An 18,263-nucleotide genomic window follows, 5' to 3' on the forward strand; every position below is an offset into this window, starting at 1 on the left:
GCATTGATATGGGAATGATCAAGTCAGATAAAAAAAGGATAGTGGGGTTATTTGGACATCATGGATGTGGAAAAACCACATTAATGGATGCCATATTAAAAAACTTTGATAGCGCAGATAGGATTGGACAGCGCTATTTAGACATTGAAGAAGTAGAAAAAGACAAAGGTTCAACATTTTCAAATCATATTGTGTCAGTAGATTATAAAGATTCAAGATTTTATTTCTTTGATACTCCAGGAATGGCAGATTTTCTCGGAGACATTGATGTTGCAGTAAATGCTGTTGACAACGTTGTTCTTGTTGTAAATGCTTCATCAGGTGTTGAAGTTACAACAGAAAGAATATGGAAAATTGCAAGGGAAAATAAAAAGCCAATCTTTATTTTAATAAACCAGATGGATAAAGAAGGCGTAAATTTTGGTAATGTAGTTTCTGAATTAAAGGAATTATTTGAAGATGGTGTAAAGGTTGTTCCTTTACAGGTTCCAATTGGCGAAGGACCTGAATTTAAAGGACTTGTAAATCTTTTAACACATGAAGCATTTGTTTATGAAACCGATCAAAGTGGAAAAGATAAAAAATTAGATGAAATACCAGCCGAAGCAAAAGAATATTATGAAGCATATCATCAGGAATTAATGGAAGATGTTGTTGAAACAAATGAAGCATTAATGGAAAAATATTTAGAAGAGGGAGAAGAAGCTTTAAATCCTGAAAATGTTTTTAAAGCTTTACACGTAGCATTTGAAGATGATGAAGTTGTACCAATAGTTGTTGCTTCAGCAGAAAAGAATATTGGTTTAGATAGATTTATGGAAATGATTTATCTTGTTGGTATGCATCCAGATGAAAGAACATTTAATGCAAAATATGAAGATAAAGAATTGGTAATAGAAGGAAAAGAAGATGAGCCATTTGTAGGTCTTGTTGTAAAAAATGCCGTTGATCCATTTGTGGGAAAACTTACATACATTAGAATACTTGCTGGAACGGTAAAATCAGGTGATTCATTTGTTGAAGTTCAGGAAGATTCCAATGAAAAAGTATCTCATATATATATACCTAGATTTGATAAAAATGAAGAAGTATCAGAAGCTGGAGTTGGTGATATAATCGTTGTTCCAAAACTTAAAAAGAGTAAAATCAATGATACTGTAGCTCATAATTCCAGACAGGTAAAAGTTGATGTACCTGAATTCCCTGAACCAATGATTTCTAAATCAGTAAAACCAACTTCCAAAAATGAAATTGACAAAGTTAATAATGCACTTTCCAAATTACAGGAATCAGATCCTACATTCTCATGGGAATTTGATCCAGAAACAGGTGAAACAATTGTTTCTGGTCTTGGAACTACACATCTTGAAATTATGATAGAAAGATTAAAGAAAACATTTAAGGTAAATGTAGAAGTTGGAAAACCTAAGATTGCTTACAGAGAAACAATTAGAAGAAAGGTTAAAGCAGAATATAAACATAAAAAGCAAACTGGTGGTCATGGGCAATACGGTCACGTAAAAATTGAATTAGAACCACTTCCAAGAGGAGAAGGATATGAATTTGTTGATAAAATCGTTGGTGGTGTAATTCCAAAGAACTTTATTCCTTCAGTAGATAAAGGAATAAAAGAAGCTATGAAAAAAGGTGTTGTTGCTGAATATCCAGTTGTTGATATTAAGGTTACACTATATGACGGTTCTTATCATGAAGTTGACTCATCAGATATAGCATTCCAGATTGCAGCAAGACAGGCATTTAAAGATGGTATGAAGAATGCAAATCCTGTTATTCTTGAACCAGTAATGAAAGTTGAAATTTACACACCAACAGAATATACCGGTGATGTAATGGGTGAAATCTCCTCAAAACGCGGAAGGCCAATGGGAATGCAATCATTAGGTAGAGGAACTGATAAAATTGAAGCAGAAATTCCTCTTGCAGAAATGCTTGATTTCTCGCCAAGATTAAGCTCAATTACAAGTGGAAAAGGATACTTTACAATGAAATTTTCAACTTATCAGGAAGTAACACCTGATATACAACAAAAAATAATTCAGGAAAGAGAAAGAGAGAAAGAAAATCAGTAATTAGGATATAACTGGTCTTAGATTAAATACCTGTAAAAATATGATTAAAGAGCGCATTTTGCGCTCTTTTTTTATTTTTTAGCATTTCTTATGAATATAGCAGATTAAAATGTATTATAGGTAATTATAGATAATAACAGTTTAAAATCATAGTTTTAATATCTGGTGTTTTTGTAATATAATAATATTAGAATTTTCTAATATTCTTTTATTTTCTATAAGGGGATGATATTTTGGATGAATGCAAATTAATATCAAACGTTTTCAAAAGTCTCGCACATCCTATTCGTTTAAGAATCGTAAAATTATTAAGTGAAAAAGAACTATCTGTATATGAAATTGTTGAAAGGTTAGGAACAAGTCAATCAAGTATCTCACAACATCTTAAAATCCTTGAAGAAAACGGTATCATTGTAAAAAAGAAACGAGGAAATTCTGTATATTGTATTCTAAAATATCAATGTGTACTGGAACTTTTATCCCACGGAAAAAGAATAATTTCACAAGAATTGAATGAAGCTCATGATATCATAAAGAATTCCTGATTGCTTTTTGTGAAATAAAAAGTGGTTTTATCAAAAATAAAGATATTTTTCACAAATTTTTCCTAAAGGAGGGAGTACATTGAAAAAATTTATTTCCACATTTTTGACCCTATGGGTTATCTGGATTGCTCTAACAAATTTCAGCACTCCAGAATTACTTACAGGGCTAGTTGTATCTTTAGTTTTAGCTGGAATTATAGCTAAAACTGTAGATTATGAATTTGGTTTTTCTGTAATTCCAAAGGTTTTAAAGTTTGTTTTCATCTATGTTCCTGTGTTTATTGTTGAAATGGTAAAGGCGAATTTCGACGTTGCAGCAAGGGTTTTAAATCCAGCATTACCATTAAACCCTGGATTTGTTAAGGTTCCAACAAAATTAAAAGGAAACGTTGGAAAATTAACTCTTGCAAATTCCATTACATTAACTCCAGGTACATTATCTATTGATGCTGATGACGATTATATTTACATCCACTGGATTGATGTAAAAGGTGAAACTCCCGAAGAATATCAGAAGTATGTTTCTGGAAAATTTGAAAAGATTTTGGGAGGGATTTATGAATGAATACATTAATAGGCTTATTAATCGCAATTGGAGCTTTTTTCTCTATTATCAGATTAATTCAAGGTCCAACGACACCTGATAGAGTTGTTGCTATCGACACTTTAAACGTTATTATCACAGGATCAATAGTTTTCCTTGCTTTCTTATTCAAAAGTGAGTTATATCTTGATATTGCATTAGTTTATGGAGCATTATCATTCCTTGAAACAGTGGTAATTGCTCGTTATTTGGAGGGGAAAAAATGAGTGCTATAGGATATATATTAATGATAATAGGTGCGCTCTTTTATGTTTTAGGTGGTTTGGGTTTATACAGAATGCCTGATGTTTACAATAGACTTCAGGCAGCAACAAAAGCTACAACCCTTGGAACATTTTCATTGGTTTTAGGTGTAGGTATAGTTCAACCAGCATGGTTTATTAAAACTTTGTTAATTGTTGTATTTCTTACAATTACCAACCCTGTTGGAAGTTCTGTATTAGCTAAGGCTTCATATATTTACGGCGCAAAACCTTTTAAATTAGTAAAAAATGAGTTAGACGAACTCTACAACAAAAGTAGAGGTGATGAAAATGCAGATAATTGAGTTATTAGTAGGTATTACATTAATAGTATTCGCAATATTGGCAATTGAATCAAAAAAGATTATTACTTCAGTTATTTATTTATCAATATTAAGTATGCTTTCTGTTGTTTCATTTATCTTTATGAAGGCTCCTGATGTTGCAATTACAGAAGCAGTAATTGGTTCAGGTCTTGTAACCGCTGTATTTATCTTTACACTCTTTTCCATGAAAAAGGCTGGTGATAAAGAATGATGAAAAGAGTTATTGCAGGTTTAATTGTAATAGTTTTAGGAATATTTATCTTCACAAGCCTTTATGCTCCAAAAAGCAGTGAAGGAAAATTCTTTCCAGAATTTGGAAAGGCAAATTTAAGTGAAAGGGTTTCAGACAAATTTGTAAAAAAGAATGTAACCGGTGATAACGGTGAAGTTGTTTATAAAGAAACAAAAGACCCAGAAAGTGGTTCAGCAAATATGGTTACTTCTATTGTCGTAAATTACAGGTCTTTTGATACTTTAGGAGAAGTTACTGTATTATTTGTTTCTGCTCTTGGTGTTGGATTATTATTAAGCGGAAAATCAAGAATGAAATTTAAAACACCGCCTAATTTCATTTTAAAATCTGCAGTTAGGGTTATTGCTGGAGTAATATTAATTACAGGTGTTTACATTTTCATTCATGGGCATCTTACCCCTGGTGGAGGTTTTCCTGGCGGTTCTATGATCGCTTCAGCAGTATTATTATTCTATTTATCAGATGATGAATTTAAAACAAAGATGAAATCATTTAAATTATTAGAAGGAACTGCTGGAAGTTTATATCTTATATTCGGTTTATTAGGATTAGCATATGGAGGATACTTCCTTTATAACTTCCTTCCAACAGGAACTGTTGGTGAATTGTTCAGTGCAGGTATTGTTCCAATTATTTACATCTTTGTTGGTTTAAAAGTAGGATCTGAGCTTTCAAACTTGATCTCAGATTTTCTCTCAGAGGAGGGGAAATAAATGATACAATACATATTTATAATTTTAATATTAATTGGTATATATGGTCTTTTAACTCAAAAAAATCTAATAAAGCTTGTTGTAGCTTTAAATGTTTTGGAAGTAGGAGTTAATCTTTTCATAATCTCAGTTGGTTATGTAAATGATGGTGTTGCTCCTATATTATTCAACGGTGTAAAAACAACAAACAGTCTTTTTGTTGATCCATTACCTCAAGCATTGGTACTTACAGCTATTGTTATTGGTGTTGGTGTAACAGCATTGGCATTAACAGTTGTAAGAAAATTATACGCAAAATACGGCACATTAGAATTGGACGAGATGGGGAGTGAAAGCAATGATTAATCCTATCTTATTAATCGCGATACCATTACTATTCGCATTTTTATCTGTAATGTTTAAAACTTTAGATAAAACATTATTAATAATTGCTGTTTTATTTAATGCATTTGCTTCATTTGCTTTACAACAGGGAACTATTATCGTAGGTGGTTGGAAGCCTCCTTTCGGTATTAATCTTGTTGTTGATCAATATGCAGCTTATGGATTGATGATAGTAAATGTTGTATTTGCACTTGCAGTATTAACTTCAATGTCATCAATTAAAAAATATTCAACTGTATTATTGGTTTCATTAACTTCATTAAACGGTTTGCTCATGACAGGTGACTTATTCAATTTATTCGTTTTCCTTGAAATTGCATCAATTTCAGCATATATTCTTTCTACAATGACAAAAAATTACAAAGGAACATTTAATTACATTATCCTCGGTGCCTTGGGTTCAAATTTATACCTTTTAGGTATAATTATCCTTTATGCCACTGCAGGAACATTAAATATGGCTGACATGCACGCAAAACTCTCTGGAATAAATAGCGATGTATTATTATTAGCACTTACATTTATCTTTGCTGGTTTTGCAGTAGAATCTAAATTATTACCATTTAACGGTTGGGTAAAAATGGTTTATGGAAACACAAATGACTTAAATGGCGCTATTTTTGCTTCAGCATATGCAACAACGGCAATAATGGTATTTGGTAGATTATTTACACAAATCCTTGTTGTCGATGGAACACTTAAAACAATATTCTTAACAATTGCAGTATTGACATTTGTGTTTGGAGAAATTGCAGCATTTGCTCAAAGAAATGTAAGAGGTATTCTTGCATTTTCAAGTGTTGGACAGGCTGGTTTAATTGCAACATTGTTCTTATCAGGTGTAACTGGCGGGGCAATGATGCAGGTTGCTAATAATGCATTAGCAAAATTAATAATGTTTACAATAGCCGGTGCAATGTTTGTATATACTGGAACAGATAATGTAGAAAAATTACAGGGATTATTTAAAAAACATAAATTAATTGGTTTTGGATTTAGTGTTGCAGCATTATCATTGGTAGGATTACCTCTATTCTACGGTTTCTACGTAAAGATATTTGCTTTATCAACATTATTTACATTAAAAAGTTTCTGGATTCCTGCATTTATCTTATTTGCAAGTTTAATTGAAGGTATTTATTACATCAGAATGTTGGTAAAACTCTGGAATCCTGGTGAAGAAGGAAAAGAATCAAAAGACGAATACACAACAAAATTATCCTTGGAAAACACATTTGCTTATGCACTTTTAGCTGTTGTAGTTGCAGCATTTATCATTTATGTAAGTTTTAATCCTGAATTTATTACTCAAGGCATAAGCAATTACCTTTCCAACATAGCGGGAGGGATGTGACGTGGCTTTAAATACATTAATCTTATTTATATTACTCGGCGGATTGGTTACATATGCAGTTTCAAAGTTCAATGATAAAGCAGGAGCTTATTTAACAATATTAATCTCAGTTGTTGCATTATTTGTTGTATATACATTAAAGGATTCAGCAGGTGAAGTACTTAATGTATTTACATACGGGAATTATTCACTTGATCTTGTAACTTCATCATATGCATGGTTCTTCTCAATTGTAATGGTTATTGTATATGCAATGGTTTCATTCTTTAATCCATACTGGATGGAAAAGGTAATACATCCAGCAGCATATAATCTTTTCTATGTATTATCTTTAGGTGGAACTATAGGTGTATTTTATTCAAAAGACTTTTTAACTTTATTCATCTTCTGGGAATTAGTAGTTTGGTCATCAATGTTTATTATTCCTTTAGGTAAATCCAGAAGAGCTTCAGTTGTATATTATGGAATTAGTACAATAGGTTCATTCTCAATGTTATATGCAATATTATTATTAAATTCAAAATACGGAACATTTGATATCTCAACAACAGTATCAAAAATGGCTGAAGATCCAAACTTTGCAGTTTTATTCTTCTTCTTAATTGTAATGGCTGGTTTAACAAAATTGGGTATTTTCCCATTCCATACATGGTTACCAATTGCACACGGTAATGCTCCACATACATTCTCACCTGTATTGTCAGGTGGTCTTGTAAAAATGGGTGGTTTTGTTGCATTTTTAATGACAGCTGTATTCCCAACATTTAAAGTATTCTCAAATCATTTCCAGATTATGGGACATCCATTTGAAAATTATATTTTAATGTTACTCGGTGGAATTAGTATAATAATTGGAACATTAATGGCTATAAAACAGGACGATGCAAAGAGATTAATTGCTTACTCAACAGTAAGTAATAGTGGTTATATATTAATAGGTCTTGCATTAACAGATCAAACAGCATTTGCTGGAGGTATGATGCACGTATTTAATCACGCTATGGCTTCAGCAGCAATGTTCCTTGCTTTTGCAGCAGTAGCTTACAGAACTGGAACAACAAAAATTTCAGAACTTGGTGGATTAATTAAAAAAATGCCTGTAACATTCACAGCATATCTTATTGCAATTATTTCTTTAGCAGGTATACCACCTATGAGTGGATTTGCATCAAAATGGTTAATCTTCCAGGGATTAATTAGAAAAGGAAATATGTTCATTGCATTTGCTGCATTCTTTGGAAGTGTTGGATCATTTATGTATGTATTTAGACCATTAGCAGGAGCATTTTTAGGTCAATTATCTCCAAAACATGAAGATGTAAAAGAAGTTCCTTTCTTGATGCAATTACCAATGTTAATTATTTCTGGTTTAACATTGTTATATGGTGTATATCCAGGATTAATGTTAAGATATATTGCTAAAATTCAGGAAGTTGTAGGAATTAAGCCTATAGTAGTTGATGGTTTCAAAGTTATGACACCAAATGGTATGTGGGATTCATGGATAGTTACATTGGTATTTGGTGCAGGATTTATTGTAGCTACAATACTTTATTTCGTATTACCAAAATCAAAATCTGTAGGATTAATGGATACTTATACATCAGCAGAATTTATTCATGATCCAGATTTATATCACTATTCAGCAAATTACTATGCCCCATTTGAAAGATTATATGCAAATCATCCTTCTGTTGAAAAGTTCTATGATGCAATTGCATTAAGGGTAAAAGAACTTGGACAGTTGGTAAGAACATGGTTCTTCAATGAAAATCCAGCATTTACTGTTTTCTGGATTTCAATTGTAATAACTGCAATATTTATGTGGGGTGATAAAATATGACAACATTCTTTATGGCCACAGGGTTAGTATTATTAGCCTTCTTCTGGCAGGTAACCCTTTCAGGTATTCAAAGAAAAGTAGTTGCTAAAATACACATGAGAGTTGGTTCTCCATGGTACCAGAACTTTATTGATTTATTCAAAGCTTTCAGTAAAAGTTCAATTTCACACGGTTTTATATATGATTTCGGTGTTTTAATGGCTTTGGGAGGAACAATAGCAACTTTAATTTTCGTTCCAGCGGGAAATATCGTTGTATTTAAAAATCTCGATAATTTCTTTGTTATTGTATATCTTTTAGCAGTTGGTTCATTGGGTATGGCTATGAGTGCTGTTGGTTCTGGAAACCCATGGGCTTCAATAGGTGTTATGAGAGCTTTAACTCAGATGCTCGGTTATGAATTACCATATATAATGACAGTATTTGGAATTATTTTTGCAAATAAAACTGCATCTATTTCTGCTATTGCAGCAGCACAACAAGGTATGGGCATTTTAGGTTGGAATTTATTTAGAATGCCTTTAGGAACAATAGTTGGATTTATATCATTAATGGGTATGCTTGGTAAAAAACCATATGATACACCTGTTGCACCTGCAGAAATTGCTTCAGGTCCATTGGTAGAATATGGTGGAAAACATCTTGGTATGCTTATGCTTCAACACGACTTTGCAACATTTGTTGAAGTTGGATTATTTGTAAATTTATTCCTTGGTGGTGGAACAATTGTAGAATTTTTAATCAAATATTTTGTAGTATATATTTTTGCAACAATGATTTCTTCAGTAGTAGCAAGGTTTAAAATTGATCAATTAGTTGCATTTTACTATAAAGTACCTCTTGCATTAGCCTTTATTCAAACAGCAATTATAATCTTCACCGGTTTGGGGGTGAGCATATGGCTTTAAATGAAAATGAAAAAATAAATGAAATAGATGTTAATGAAATGGATTGTAGAGATACACTTACATTCTGGGAAAAATTTGGAAATATATTTAGAAGTAAATCAATCTGGATGCTTCACTACTGTACAGGATGTGGAGCTATGGAATTGCCTCCAACAATGACTTCAAGATTTGATATGGAAAGAATTGGTATGGCACCAATGGCAACACCAAGACAGGCTGATGTCCTTTTAATCACAGGATACTTAAGTGTTAAAACATTAAGAAGGGTTATTTACACATATGAACAAATGCAAAATCCAAAATATGTTGTTGGTTTTGGTTCATGTACATTAAATGGTGGAGTATATTATGACTCATATGCTGTTATATCAAGACTTGATTATTATTTGCCAGTAGATTTATATATAGCTGGATGTATGCCAAGACCAGAAGCAGTAATGAGCGGTTTCAAAAAATTAATGGATATGATTAAAAAGGGTGAAGCATTAGGCTGGAAAAGATATCAAAAGTACTATGATTGGTATAAAAAGAATCAGATTCGTGCCCTTGGGGAGGTGTATGTAAAAGATGAATTCCATGAATAATATAATTGAAGATATAAAAGCAAAGTTTAATCCAGAATTTCATGAAATACCAAAGAAAAATCAAATATCCTTTGATTTTAAAAGCGATCAAATACATTCAGTATTGGCATATTTAAAATCAAAAGGTTGGAAACAATTAACAATGCTTACATGTGTAGACTGGATAAAAGAAAACAAATTCCAGTTAGTATACCTTCTTTTTAACTGGGATGAAGGTATTACTATACAGGTTAGAACAAAAATAGATAGGGACAAACCAAATTTCAGAACTATAATAGACATCTTCCCTGGAGCAGAATATTATGAAAGAGATGTACATGAATTCTTTGGTGTAGTATTTGAAGGAAATGAAAAGGCAAATAAACCTTTATTCTTAGAATTATGGGATGATATACCGCCAATGAGAAAAGATTTTGATCCACTTGCTTATTCAAAGAAAAAATTCGATGTTAGAGAATATAAAGTTGATTTTATTCCGAAAGAAGGTGAAGCAGAATGAAAAGACAGGTAAAGTTATTCTTAGGTCCTAACCATCCAGGTATGCATGGTAACTTTAGTGTTCATTTATACGTAGATGGTGATATAGTTGAAAAAGCAAGACCATTACCTGGAATGCTTCATCGTGGATTTGAAAAATTAATGGAAAGAAGATTATGGATGAATAATCTTGCTTTAATACCAAGAATATGTGTTCCAGAACCAGATATCAATGAAATGGTATATGCCCAAGGTGTAGAAGCTCTTGCAAATATCGAAATTCCAGAAAGAGCTCATTGGATAAGAATGATTATCCTCGAACTTGCAAGAATTGCCAATCACTTAATGGCTTTAGGTGGAATTGGTGGTCCAACTGGATTATACACAGGTCCAAACTGGGCTATTTCAGATAGGGATTTAATTCTTGATATGTTTGAAGAAATTACAGGTGCAAGAATATATCATATGTATATTGTCCCTGGTGGTGTTAGAAAAGATCTTCCAAAAGGTCTTGAAATGAAATTAGAAAAATATTTAGATTACTTAGAAAAGAGATTGCCAGAATATGAAGATTTAATTCTTAAAAATCCTATGGTTCAGGCAAGAACAAAAGATAATATAATCCTTCCAGAAGAAGTATGTTGGGAACTTGGTGTAACTGGTATTGGATTAAGATCTTCATCAGGAAAACCATATGATATAAGAAAAGTTGATCCATATGCAAGATATGATGAAGTTGAATTTGACGTTCCAACAGCAACATATTCTGATGCATATACAAGGTTAACAATAAAATATAAAGAAATACAACAGAGTATAAGAATTTTAAGACAGGTATTGGATAAAATGCCAAAAGAAGGTCCTGTTAGAGTTAGTTTCTCAAGAGGTAGTGCATTAAGATGGAGAGTTCCAAAAGGACAGGTATTCAGCCATATTGAATGTGCTCGTGGAGAGTATGGTTATTATATAGTATCAGATGGCTCAAATATGCCATATAGAATTGCAGTTAGAGGAGCATCATATCCACAGGGACTACTTGGAGTAGAAAAATATTTACCAGGAACAAGAATTGATGACGTTGCAATATGGTTAGACACTATGGGCGTATGTGCTCCAGAAATTGATAGGTAGGTGAGGTGAGAAAATGGCTGAAATAAATAAAAGTTTCTTTTCACCAGCAAAAGCTTGGAAATATTTAACAAAAAAACCAATATCAATTCCTTTAGAAAATATTATTGATAATCCAAGAGAAGCTGCAGACAATTATAGAGGTTTTCATACAAATGATTGGCAAACATGTATAGGTTGTGGAACTTGTTCAAGAATATGTCCTGCTGAAGCTATAACTATGGTTAGAATACCAGAATTACCAGATGAAGAAGGATCAAAACCTGAAAGACCAGCATTTGACTACGGAAGATGTACTTTCTGTGGTTTGTGTGTTGATATCTGTACTACAGGTTCTTTAAATATGTCAAAAGAATATGTTCATCTTTCAAAAGATCCAAATTCATTCTTCTTTTTACCAAAAGAAGATGGTATACATAAAATTAAATTCGATAAAGCATATCAAAGAACAGAAGAATCTGAACTTCTTGATCTTGAAAGAGTTCCTATGGAAATACTCGACGCAGATACAAGAAAAAAATCATTCTTAGAAGTAGTAAAAGGTTTCTCAAAGCAACAGGCTATAGAAGAAGCTGCAAGATGTGTGGATTGTGGTATATGTACAAAAACATGTCCTGCACATATGGATATTCCAGATTATATAAGAACAGTATATGATGACAATGTAGAAGAAGGTATGAGATGGTTATATAAAACAAATCCATTACCTTTAGTTTGTGGTAAAATGTGTACTCACAGATGTGAAACTGCATGTACTATTGGTCATAGAGGTGAAGCTGTTTCAATAAGATGGTTAAAGAGATACATTGTAGATCAGATTCCTGCTGAAGAATATGATAGAGTATTACAACACAAACAACAGATAATCAAAAAAGTTAATAAAAAGGTAGCTGTAGTTGGTGGAGGACCTGCAGGTTTGTCAGCAGCTTATTATCTTGTACTTATGGGATACGAAGTTACAGTATTTGAAGCAGAAAAAAGACCTGGTGGTGTTTTAAATTACGGTGCACCTATCTACAGATTACCTCTTGAATCATTTGAAAAAGACTGGAAATACATTGAATCATTAGGAGTAGAATTTAGATTAAATACAAAAGTTGGAGTAGATGTAACTCTTGAAGAATTAAAAGATAATTATGACGCCGTATTCCTTTCATCAGGTTTTGTTCTTGGAAGGACAACAGGAGTACCTGGAACAGAACATCCAATGGTAAAACAGGCTATGGTTGTACTAAAAGAAATGAAATATTATCTTATTGGTGACGGACCAAAACCATATATTCCAAAGAAGCTTGTAGTAATCGGTGGAGGTAACGTTGCAATGGACGTTGCCAGAACAATGGTAAGATTACAGAACATAGAATATGGAAAATCAGAAGTACATGTAGTAAGTTTAGAAAGAACTTTGGATGAAATGCCAGCTGATTGGGACGAAAAACATGAAGGTGGAGAAGAAGGCATAATCTTCCATCCAGGTTGGGGTCCAATTGAAATAGTAACAGATGGAGATAAGATTAAAAAAGCAAGATTTAAGAAAGTATTATCTATATTTGATGAAAATAGAAGATTTAATCCAAAATATGATGAATCACAAATTCTTGAATTAGAAGCAGATCTTGTAGTAGAATCAATAGGTCAGATGCCTGATTATTCCTATTTACCAGAAGAAATCAAAGAAAAAATTGAAATAGTAAGAGGAAGAATTAAAACAGATGAATACAATCAAGTAGTTGGTGTTCCATGGTTATTTGCTGGTGGAGACATTGTACACGGACCTGATATTATCCACGGTATAGCCGACGGTCATGCTGCAGCTCAAGGTATAGATTTCTACCTAACTGGTTATAATAAAGACAAAAAAGAACAATAACAATATTTGTTTTAAAAAACCCGAGAATTTAAATTCTCGGGTTTTTTTTAATACTCCATTGTGTGGTAAAATTAAATTGAGACTTAAATTATACCATCCAAAAAAAGGAGGCATTTTGTAATGCATGTTTTAACCTCAACTGAAATGAAAGAAATTGATAAAAAAACTTCAACAGATTTTGGAATCACAGAAGAAGTATTAATGGAACAGGCTGCCATGGCCATTGTTGGTGAAATTCAAAAAGACTTTAATAAAAATTCCCATTTATTATTTATGGTTGGAACTGGAAATAACGGTGGAGATGCTTTAGCTGCAGCAAGGATTCTACACAATGAAGGATATGAAAACATAGAGGTATGTATTATAGGTGATGAAAATAAAGGTAGTAGATTATTTAAAAAGCAATTAAACACTTTAAAACAATTTGGATTCTTAGACTTTTTTGAATTTAATGTTGATTTCAAAAATCATGTTAGCACTGCAGATTGTATAATTGACGGTTTAATTGGTATTGGTTTAAATGGAAATACAAATGATTTAATTAAAGGCGTTATTGATATAATAAACACATTTAAACGTGGAAAGGTATTATCTGTGGATATTCCTTCCGGGATTAATGCAAATACTGGAGAAATAATGGGAAACGCTATTTTAGCCGATAAAACTATTACTTTTGGCAGTGTTAAATTGGGACATATATTCTTCCCAGGCAGAGAATATTCCGGAACTATAAAAGTAGCTCCGCTTTCTTTTCCAAAAAGTTTATTCAATATTTCCCATAGGGAATTAGTAACACCAGAAATGGTAAAAAAATTACTTCCCAAAAGACCTAAATTTTCTCAAAAATATGACTATGGAAATGTATTAATTTTAGCCGGTTCTTCTGAATTTCCTGGTGCATCTATTTTATCTGCAATTGGAGCTCAAAAAGTTGGAGCTGGACTTGTTAAATTAATTACTCCTACACCATTATCTTCATATGTATTAAATCATGAACCGGGAATTATATATAAATCATTAATGAAAGACAAATTCTCTTTAAAAGATTTTGACTTAATCTCTAAAGAACTCAAAAAAGCTTCTGTTATTGTTATAGGACCTGGTCTTGGACGCTCTGATGAAACCATGCAATTTGTAAGAAATGTAGTTGAATATTCAAGAGTACCTATTGTCGTTGATGCTGATGCATTATATGCAGTTGATTCATTAAGTTTAAGAAAAAATATAGTATTAACTCCTCATGTTGGTGAAATGAAAAGAATTGTAAGAACAGATGAAATTAATATAAGACAGAATTACGAATACACAGAAAAGTTTGCAAAACATAAAAGAGCCACTATAGTATTTAAAGATGCTACAACAATTATTACTAACGGCGAACGAACATATTTCAACATTACAGGTAATACAGCTTTAGCAAAAGGCGGAAGTGGTGATCTCTTAACGGGTATTATTGCAGGTTTGGTTTCTCAAGGACTTGATGTAATGGAGGCAAGTATTGTTGCTTCTTATCTTTCTGGAAGAACAGCAGAAATTATAAGCGATGAGATTACTGAATATTATGCAACACCTCTTGATATTGCAAAAAATCTATATAAAGCTATATCGGAGGTACTGAATGTATAAAAGCAAATTATTGCAAAAACTTGGCCAAAAACAATTATTAACTCAAAAACAAATTCAAGCTTTACACATAATACAGATGCCTTTATCAAAATTAGAAGAAGAGGTAAATAATCTGATTCTTGAAAATGTATTTTTAAAAATTGAAAAAAACGATATGGAATTATATAGTCTCGATCGTATGGAATATATAACAGAACAAATAAGCGAAAAAATAAGTTATATTGAAAAAATTAAACCTATATTTCTTGCAATTATACCAGATCATTTAGAAAAGGCTGGAGAAGAAATTCTTAATTATATAGACAACAAAGGCATTTTATCCGTTACGAAAAAAGAACTTTTTAAAAAACTTAAAATATCTAAAAAAGATTTAAATTTATTATTGTATACACTAAAGGAATTAGGTCCAACAGGTTTTGCAGAAGAATCATTGGAAAAAGCCATTGAATTACGAAAAAAAAGCGGTGAAATGGGATTGCCGTTATCTTCTCTGGAAAATCTGGACAATATTTCATATATTAATTCATCTCCAGATATTATTTTCTATAAGAAGGGAAATAAAATAATCTGGGAAATAAATATACCTGAACTTCCAGAAGTTGACGAAATATATTTAAATAATCTAAAAAAATTAAATGACAGAAAAACCCAAAAATATATTGAAAAAGAAATGGAAAAACTTTCTTTATTAAAAAGCTCATTGAAAAAAAGAAAAGAATACATGGAAATACTGGCACAATTTATTATTGATACAAATAATGAATTTTTATTAAAAAATATTAATCCCAGGAAATTTGGAATACGTGAAGTTGCAAATCATCTAAATATTTCACCTTCCACAATGAGTAGAATTGTTTCAACGAAATATTTTATGAATACAAATAATATTATATTCCCTTTTTCTGTTATATTTAATACAAAAGACTCCCAGAAAAACACCAGAAAAATTATATTCGATTTTATAAAAAAACATATGAATCTTTCTGATAGCAAAATATCATCATTATTAAATTCGGAATTAAATATAAAAGTTTCAAGAAGAACAATAAATAAATACAAAAATCTAATAAAAAGAGGTGAAGATAATTAACGCATTTATAATTTCAGGTGGAGAACAAAAAAGTGATTTAAGTTATTATAAAAGATTAATAGACAATTCGGATATATTAATAGCTGTAGATAAAGGCATTGAAATATTTCAAAAACTCCATATTGAACCTGATTATTTAATCGGAGATCTTGATTCTGCATCTCAGGAAAGCATAGAATGGGCTGAATCAAATGGTGTTGAAATAATAAAATATTTGCCAGAAAAGGATTTTACTGATATTGATCTCGCTTTTAAATTTGCTATTGAAAAAGGTGCTGATAATATTTTTGTTTCAGCGTTTCTCGGTGAACGTCTTGACCATATATTAGGAGCTTTATTCTTATTATCAAAATACAGGGATATTGGTATTATTTTTGAAGAAGAATTTATCGAAATATCCAGAATATCCAAAAAATTCTCAAAAACAGTTTCTATTGGAGAAACATGGTCTATTCTTTCACTTACTGAAAAAAGCAATAATATTACTTTAAAAGGTTTTAAATATCCTTTAGAAAATGGAATATTATACTTTAATAATCCCATAGGAATAAGCAATATAACAGAAAATGAAAAAATTGAAATTACATATAGCAATGGAATCCTAATATATATTCGCTGGAAAACAAAAGATATAAAATAAAAGATTTTATAGGGCATTTGTAAAATGCCCTATTTTTTATTTTTAAATTATTAAATTTTTGAACTATTTTAAAATTTAATAGTCTAAATAATTGATTATAAAAAATTACAACTATAGAGGTGATTAATATGCAACTTTCAGAAAAGGATATTTTAAATATGTTATTTGATCTTATGTCCAATTTCACAAAAATAATATCAAATTTTTCAGAAGCAGAAAAATTAAGAACTATAGAATTTTATATAATTGTTTTTCTTGGACTAAAAGGACCTCAAAAAATGGCAAAGATAGCTGAAATATTCAGCACAACCAAAAGCAACGTTACAAATATTATAGACAGTCTTGAAGAAAGGGAATATGTTATAAGAAACAGATCAAAAGACGACAGAAGGGTTATACTAATAGAATTAACAGAAAAAGGGAAAAATGTTTTTAATGAAACAACAGAAAATTTCAAATTAATTTTCGAAGATTTTATGAAAAAAGTATCTAAAGAAGATTTTGAAATCATTGAAAAAGGATTTGAAAAAATAATAAGTTTATACAGATAGTTTTTAAACTTATGGAGGGGGATTTTATGATTTTAATTACAGGAGCCACCGGGCATATTGGAAATGTACTGGTAAAAAAATTATATGAAACGGGAGAAAAAATACGTATCTTCGTTTTACCGGATGAAGATATAAGTATTTTTAATAACATGGATATGGACATTGTCTATGGAGATATTAGAAATAAAGATGATGTGCTAAAAGCAACAGAAGGAGTCAACAAAATATTTCATCTTGCTGCAATAATTTCCATTTTACCCTGGAAAAATGAAAAGGTATACTCAGTAAATATAGGCGGTGTGGAAAATATTTTAAATGCTATGAAATTTCATAATATCAAAGACCTGATTTATGTAAGTTCTGTTCATGCATTTGCAGAAATAGAACGTGGAGCTACGATAGACGAAGAAACTCCCATTTCGCCTAAATTAACCACAGGAGCATATGGAAAGTCAAAGGCTATCGCTACGCAAAAGGTTATTGAAGCAGGTGAAAAAGGAGAAATTAATTATAAAATATTATTCCCAAGTGGCGTTATTGGACCATATGATTATAAGCTTTCAGAAATAGGAAAAGTAATAAAAGACTTTTTAGATGGAAAAATTAGATATTGTGTTGATGGAGTATTTGACTTTGTAGATGTTAGGGATGTAGTTGATGGGATTATTGCTGCATCAAAGCTCAATAAAAAAAATGAAAAATTTATTCTAAGTGGTGAAAATATAAGCATGAGAAGATTTTTTAAATATCTAAACTCTATTACGGAGAAAAATGAAAAAATTAAATTTATCTCCCCTGTGAATTCTTACATTATTTCATACGGAAGTGTTTTGCATCATCTATTTTCCAATAAAAACCTCATTTTTAGCCCTTATACAGTTCATACATTAACTGGATATTATAAATTTTCCAGTGAAAAAGCAAAAAAAATTCTACATTATAATCCTCGAAGTATATATACTTCACTGAAAGATACAATAAACTGGATAAATAATTATTATATATTGAAAAACAAAGTGGCTCTCTAAGAGAGCC

General features: G+C 31.1%; 20 protein-coding genes. All 20 read left to right on the top strand.

Annotated elements, in window-relative coordinates; translation table 11 throughout:
• Positions 1–8: 8 nt before the first annotated feature.
• The 20 genes from fusA to LN42_RS03505 all read left to right on the top strand — a co-directional run bounded on the left by fusA (position 9) and on the right by LN42_RS03505 (position 18,256).
• Positions 9–2,090, top strand: coding sequence for an elongation factor G (gene fusA / locus LN42_RS03410; protein WP_014296122.1), 2,082 nt, complete (start codon positions 9–11; stop codon positions 2,088–2,090).
• A gap of 233 nt (positions 2,091–2,323) precedes the next feature.
• The gene (locus LN42_RS03415; protein WP_014296123.1) at positions 2,324–2,635 is read left to right on the top strand and encodes a helix-turn-helix transcriptional regulator; all 312 of its coding nucleotides are present in this window, start codon (positions 2,324–2,326) and stop codon (positions 2,633–2,635) included.
• Between the two features lie 79 nt (positions 2,636–2,714).
• Positions 2,715–3,200: a Na+/H+ antiporter subunit E gene (locus LN42_RS03420; RefSeq protein WP_083635636.1), complete on the top strand. Its 486-nt coding sequence runs from the start codon at positions 2,715–2,717 to the stop codon at positions 3,198–3,200.
• A complete protein-coding gene (locus tag LN42_RS03425; protein ID WP_014296125.1) occupies positions 3,197–3,445 on the top strand; it encodes a cation:proton antiporter in 249 nt (82 codons plus the stop codon). The genes LN42_RS03420 and LN42_RS03425 overlap by 4 nt, the downstream gene beginning before the upstream one ends.
• Positions 3,442–3,786 carry a monovalent cation/H(+) antiporter subunit G gene (gene mnhG, locus LN42_RS03430; RefSeq protein WP_075780366.1) on the top strand — a complete coding sequence of 115 codons (345 nt, stop codon included), beginning with the start codon at positions 3,442–3,444 and terminating at the stop codon, positions 3,784–3,786. The genes LN42_RS03425 and mnhG overlap by 4 nt, the downstream gene beginning before the upstream one ends.
• Positions 3,773–4,018, top strand: a complete 246-nt coding sequence (locus LN42_RS03435; RefSeq protein WP_014296127.1) for a hydrogenase subunit MbhD domain-containing protein — start codon at positions 3,773–3,775, stop codon at positions 4,016–4,018. Before mnhG ends, LN42_RS03435 begins: the two co-directional genes overlap by 14 nt.
• On the top strand, positions 4,018–4,773 hold the full coding sequence (locus tag LN42_RS03440) for a Na(+)/H(+) antiporter subunit B (protein ID WP_041638790.1): 756 nt from the start codon (positions 4,018–4,020) through the stop codon (positions 4,771–4,773). The genes LN42_RS03435 and LN42_RS03440 overlap by 1 nt, the downstream gene beginning before the upstream one ends.
• Positions 4,774–5,118: a sodium:proton antiporter gene (locus LN42_RS03445; protein WP_014296129.1), complete on the top strand. Its 345-nt coding sequence runs from the start codon at positions 4,774–4,776 to the stop codon at positions 5,116–5,118.
• Entirely contained in the window at positions 5,111–6,511 is a 1,401-nt protein-coding gene (locus LN42_RS03450) for a complex I subunit 5 family protein (RefSeq protein ID WP_075780367.1), read from the top strand. The genes LN42_RS03445 and LN42_RS03450 overlap by 8 nt, the downstream gene beginning before the upstream one ends.
• 1 nt (position 6,512) lies before the next feature.
• Positions 6,513–8,354, top strand: a complete 1,842-nt coding sequence (locus LN42_RS03455) for a proton-conducting transporter membrane subunit (RefSeq protein ID WP_075780368.1) — start codon at positions 6,513–6,515, stop codon at positions 8,352–8,354.
• Positions 8,351–9,262, top strand: coding sequence for a respiratory chain complex I subunit 1 family protein (locus tag LN42_RS03460; RefSeq protein ID WP_014296132.1), 912 nt, complete (start codon positions 8,351–8,353; stop codon positions 9,260–9,262). Before LN42_RS03455 ends, LN42_RS03460 begins: the two co-directional genes overlap by 4 nt.
• 38 nt (positions 9,263–9,300) lie before the next feature.
• On the top strand, positions 9,301–9,846 hold the full coding sequence (nuoB, locus tag LN42_RS03465; RefSeq protein WP_075780797.1) for an NADH-quinone oxidoreductase subunit NuoB: 546 nt from the start codon (positions 9,301–9,303) through the stop codon (positions 9,844–9,846).
• Entirely contained in the window at positions 9,830–10,345 is a 516-nt protein-coding gene (locus LN42_RS03470; protein WP_075780369.1) for an NADH-quinone oxidoreductase subunit C, read from the top strand. The genes nuoB and LN42_RS03470 overlap by 17 nt, the downstream gene beginning before the upstream one ends.
• Positions 10,342–11,454 carry an NADH-quinone oxidoreductase subunit D gene (locus LN42_RS03475; RefSeq protein ID WP_075780370.1) on the top strand — a complete coding sequence of 371 codons (1,113 nt, stop codon included), beginning with the start codon at positions 10,342–10,344 and terminating at the stop codon, positions 11,452–11,454. Before LN42_RS03470 ends, LN42_RS03475 begins: the two co-directional genes overlap by 4 nt.
• A gap of 13 nt (positions 11,455–11,467) precedes the next feature.
• A complete protein-coding gene (locus LN42_RS03480) occupies positions 11,468–13,321 on the top strand; it encodes an FAD-dependent oxidoreductase (RefSeq protein ID WP_075780371.1) in 1,854 nt (617 codons plus the stop codon).
• Between the two features lie 120 nt (positions 13,322–13,441).
• Positions 13,442–14,947, top strand: coding sequence for a bifunctional ADP-dependent NAD(P)H-hydrate dehydratase/NAD(P)H-hydrate epimerase (locus LN42_RS03485; RefSeq protein ID WP_014296137.1), 1,506 nt, complete (start codon positions 13,442–13,444; stop codon positions 14,945–14,947).
• The gene (locus LN42_RS03490) at positions 14,940–16,037 is read left to right on the top strand and encodes a DNA-directed RNA polymerase subunit sigma-24 (protein WP_014296138.1); all 1,098 of its coding nucleotides are present in this window, start codon (positions 14,940–14,942) and stop codon (positions 16,035–16,037) included. The genes LN42_RS03485 and LN42_RS03490 overlap by 8 nt, the downstream gene beginning before the upstream one ends.
• The gene (locus LN42_RS03495) at positions 16,024–16,677 is read left to right on the top strand and encodes a thiamine diphosphokinase (RefSeq protein WP_014296139.1); all 654 of its coding nucleotides are present in this window, start codon (positions 16,024–16,026) and stop codon (positions 16,675–16,677) included. The genes LN42_RS03490 and LN42_RS03495 overlap by 14 nt, the downstream gene beginning before the upstream one ends.
• A gap of 128 nt (positions 16,678–16,805) precedes the next feature.
• The gene (locus tag LN42_RS03500) at positions 16,806–17,228 is read left to right on the top strand and encodes a MarR family winged helix-turn-helix transcriptional regulator (protein WP_014296140.1); all 423 of its coding nucleotides are present in this window, start codon (positions 16,806–16,808) and stop codon (positions 17,226–17,228) included.
• Positions 17,229–17,254: 26 nt separating this feature from the next.
• Positions 17,255–18,256 (top strand): NAD-dependent epimerase/dehydratase family protein, encoded by a 1,002-nt coding sequence (locus LN42_RS03505; protein ID WP_014296141.1) that lies wholly within the window; start codon positions 17,255–17,257, stop codon positions 18,254–18,256.
• The last annotated feature ends 7 nt before the right edge of the window (positions 18,257–18,263 follow it).

This window comes from Marinitoga sp. 1137, assembly GCF_001941525.1.
GTDB lineage: Bacteria > Thermotogota > Thermotogae > Petrotogales > Petrotogaceae > Marinitoga > Marinitoga piezophila.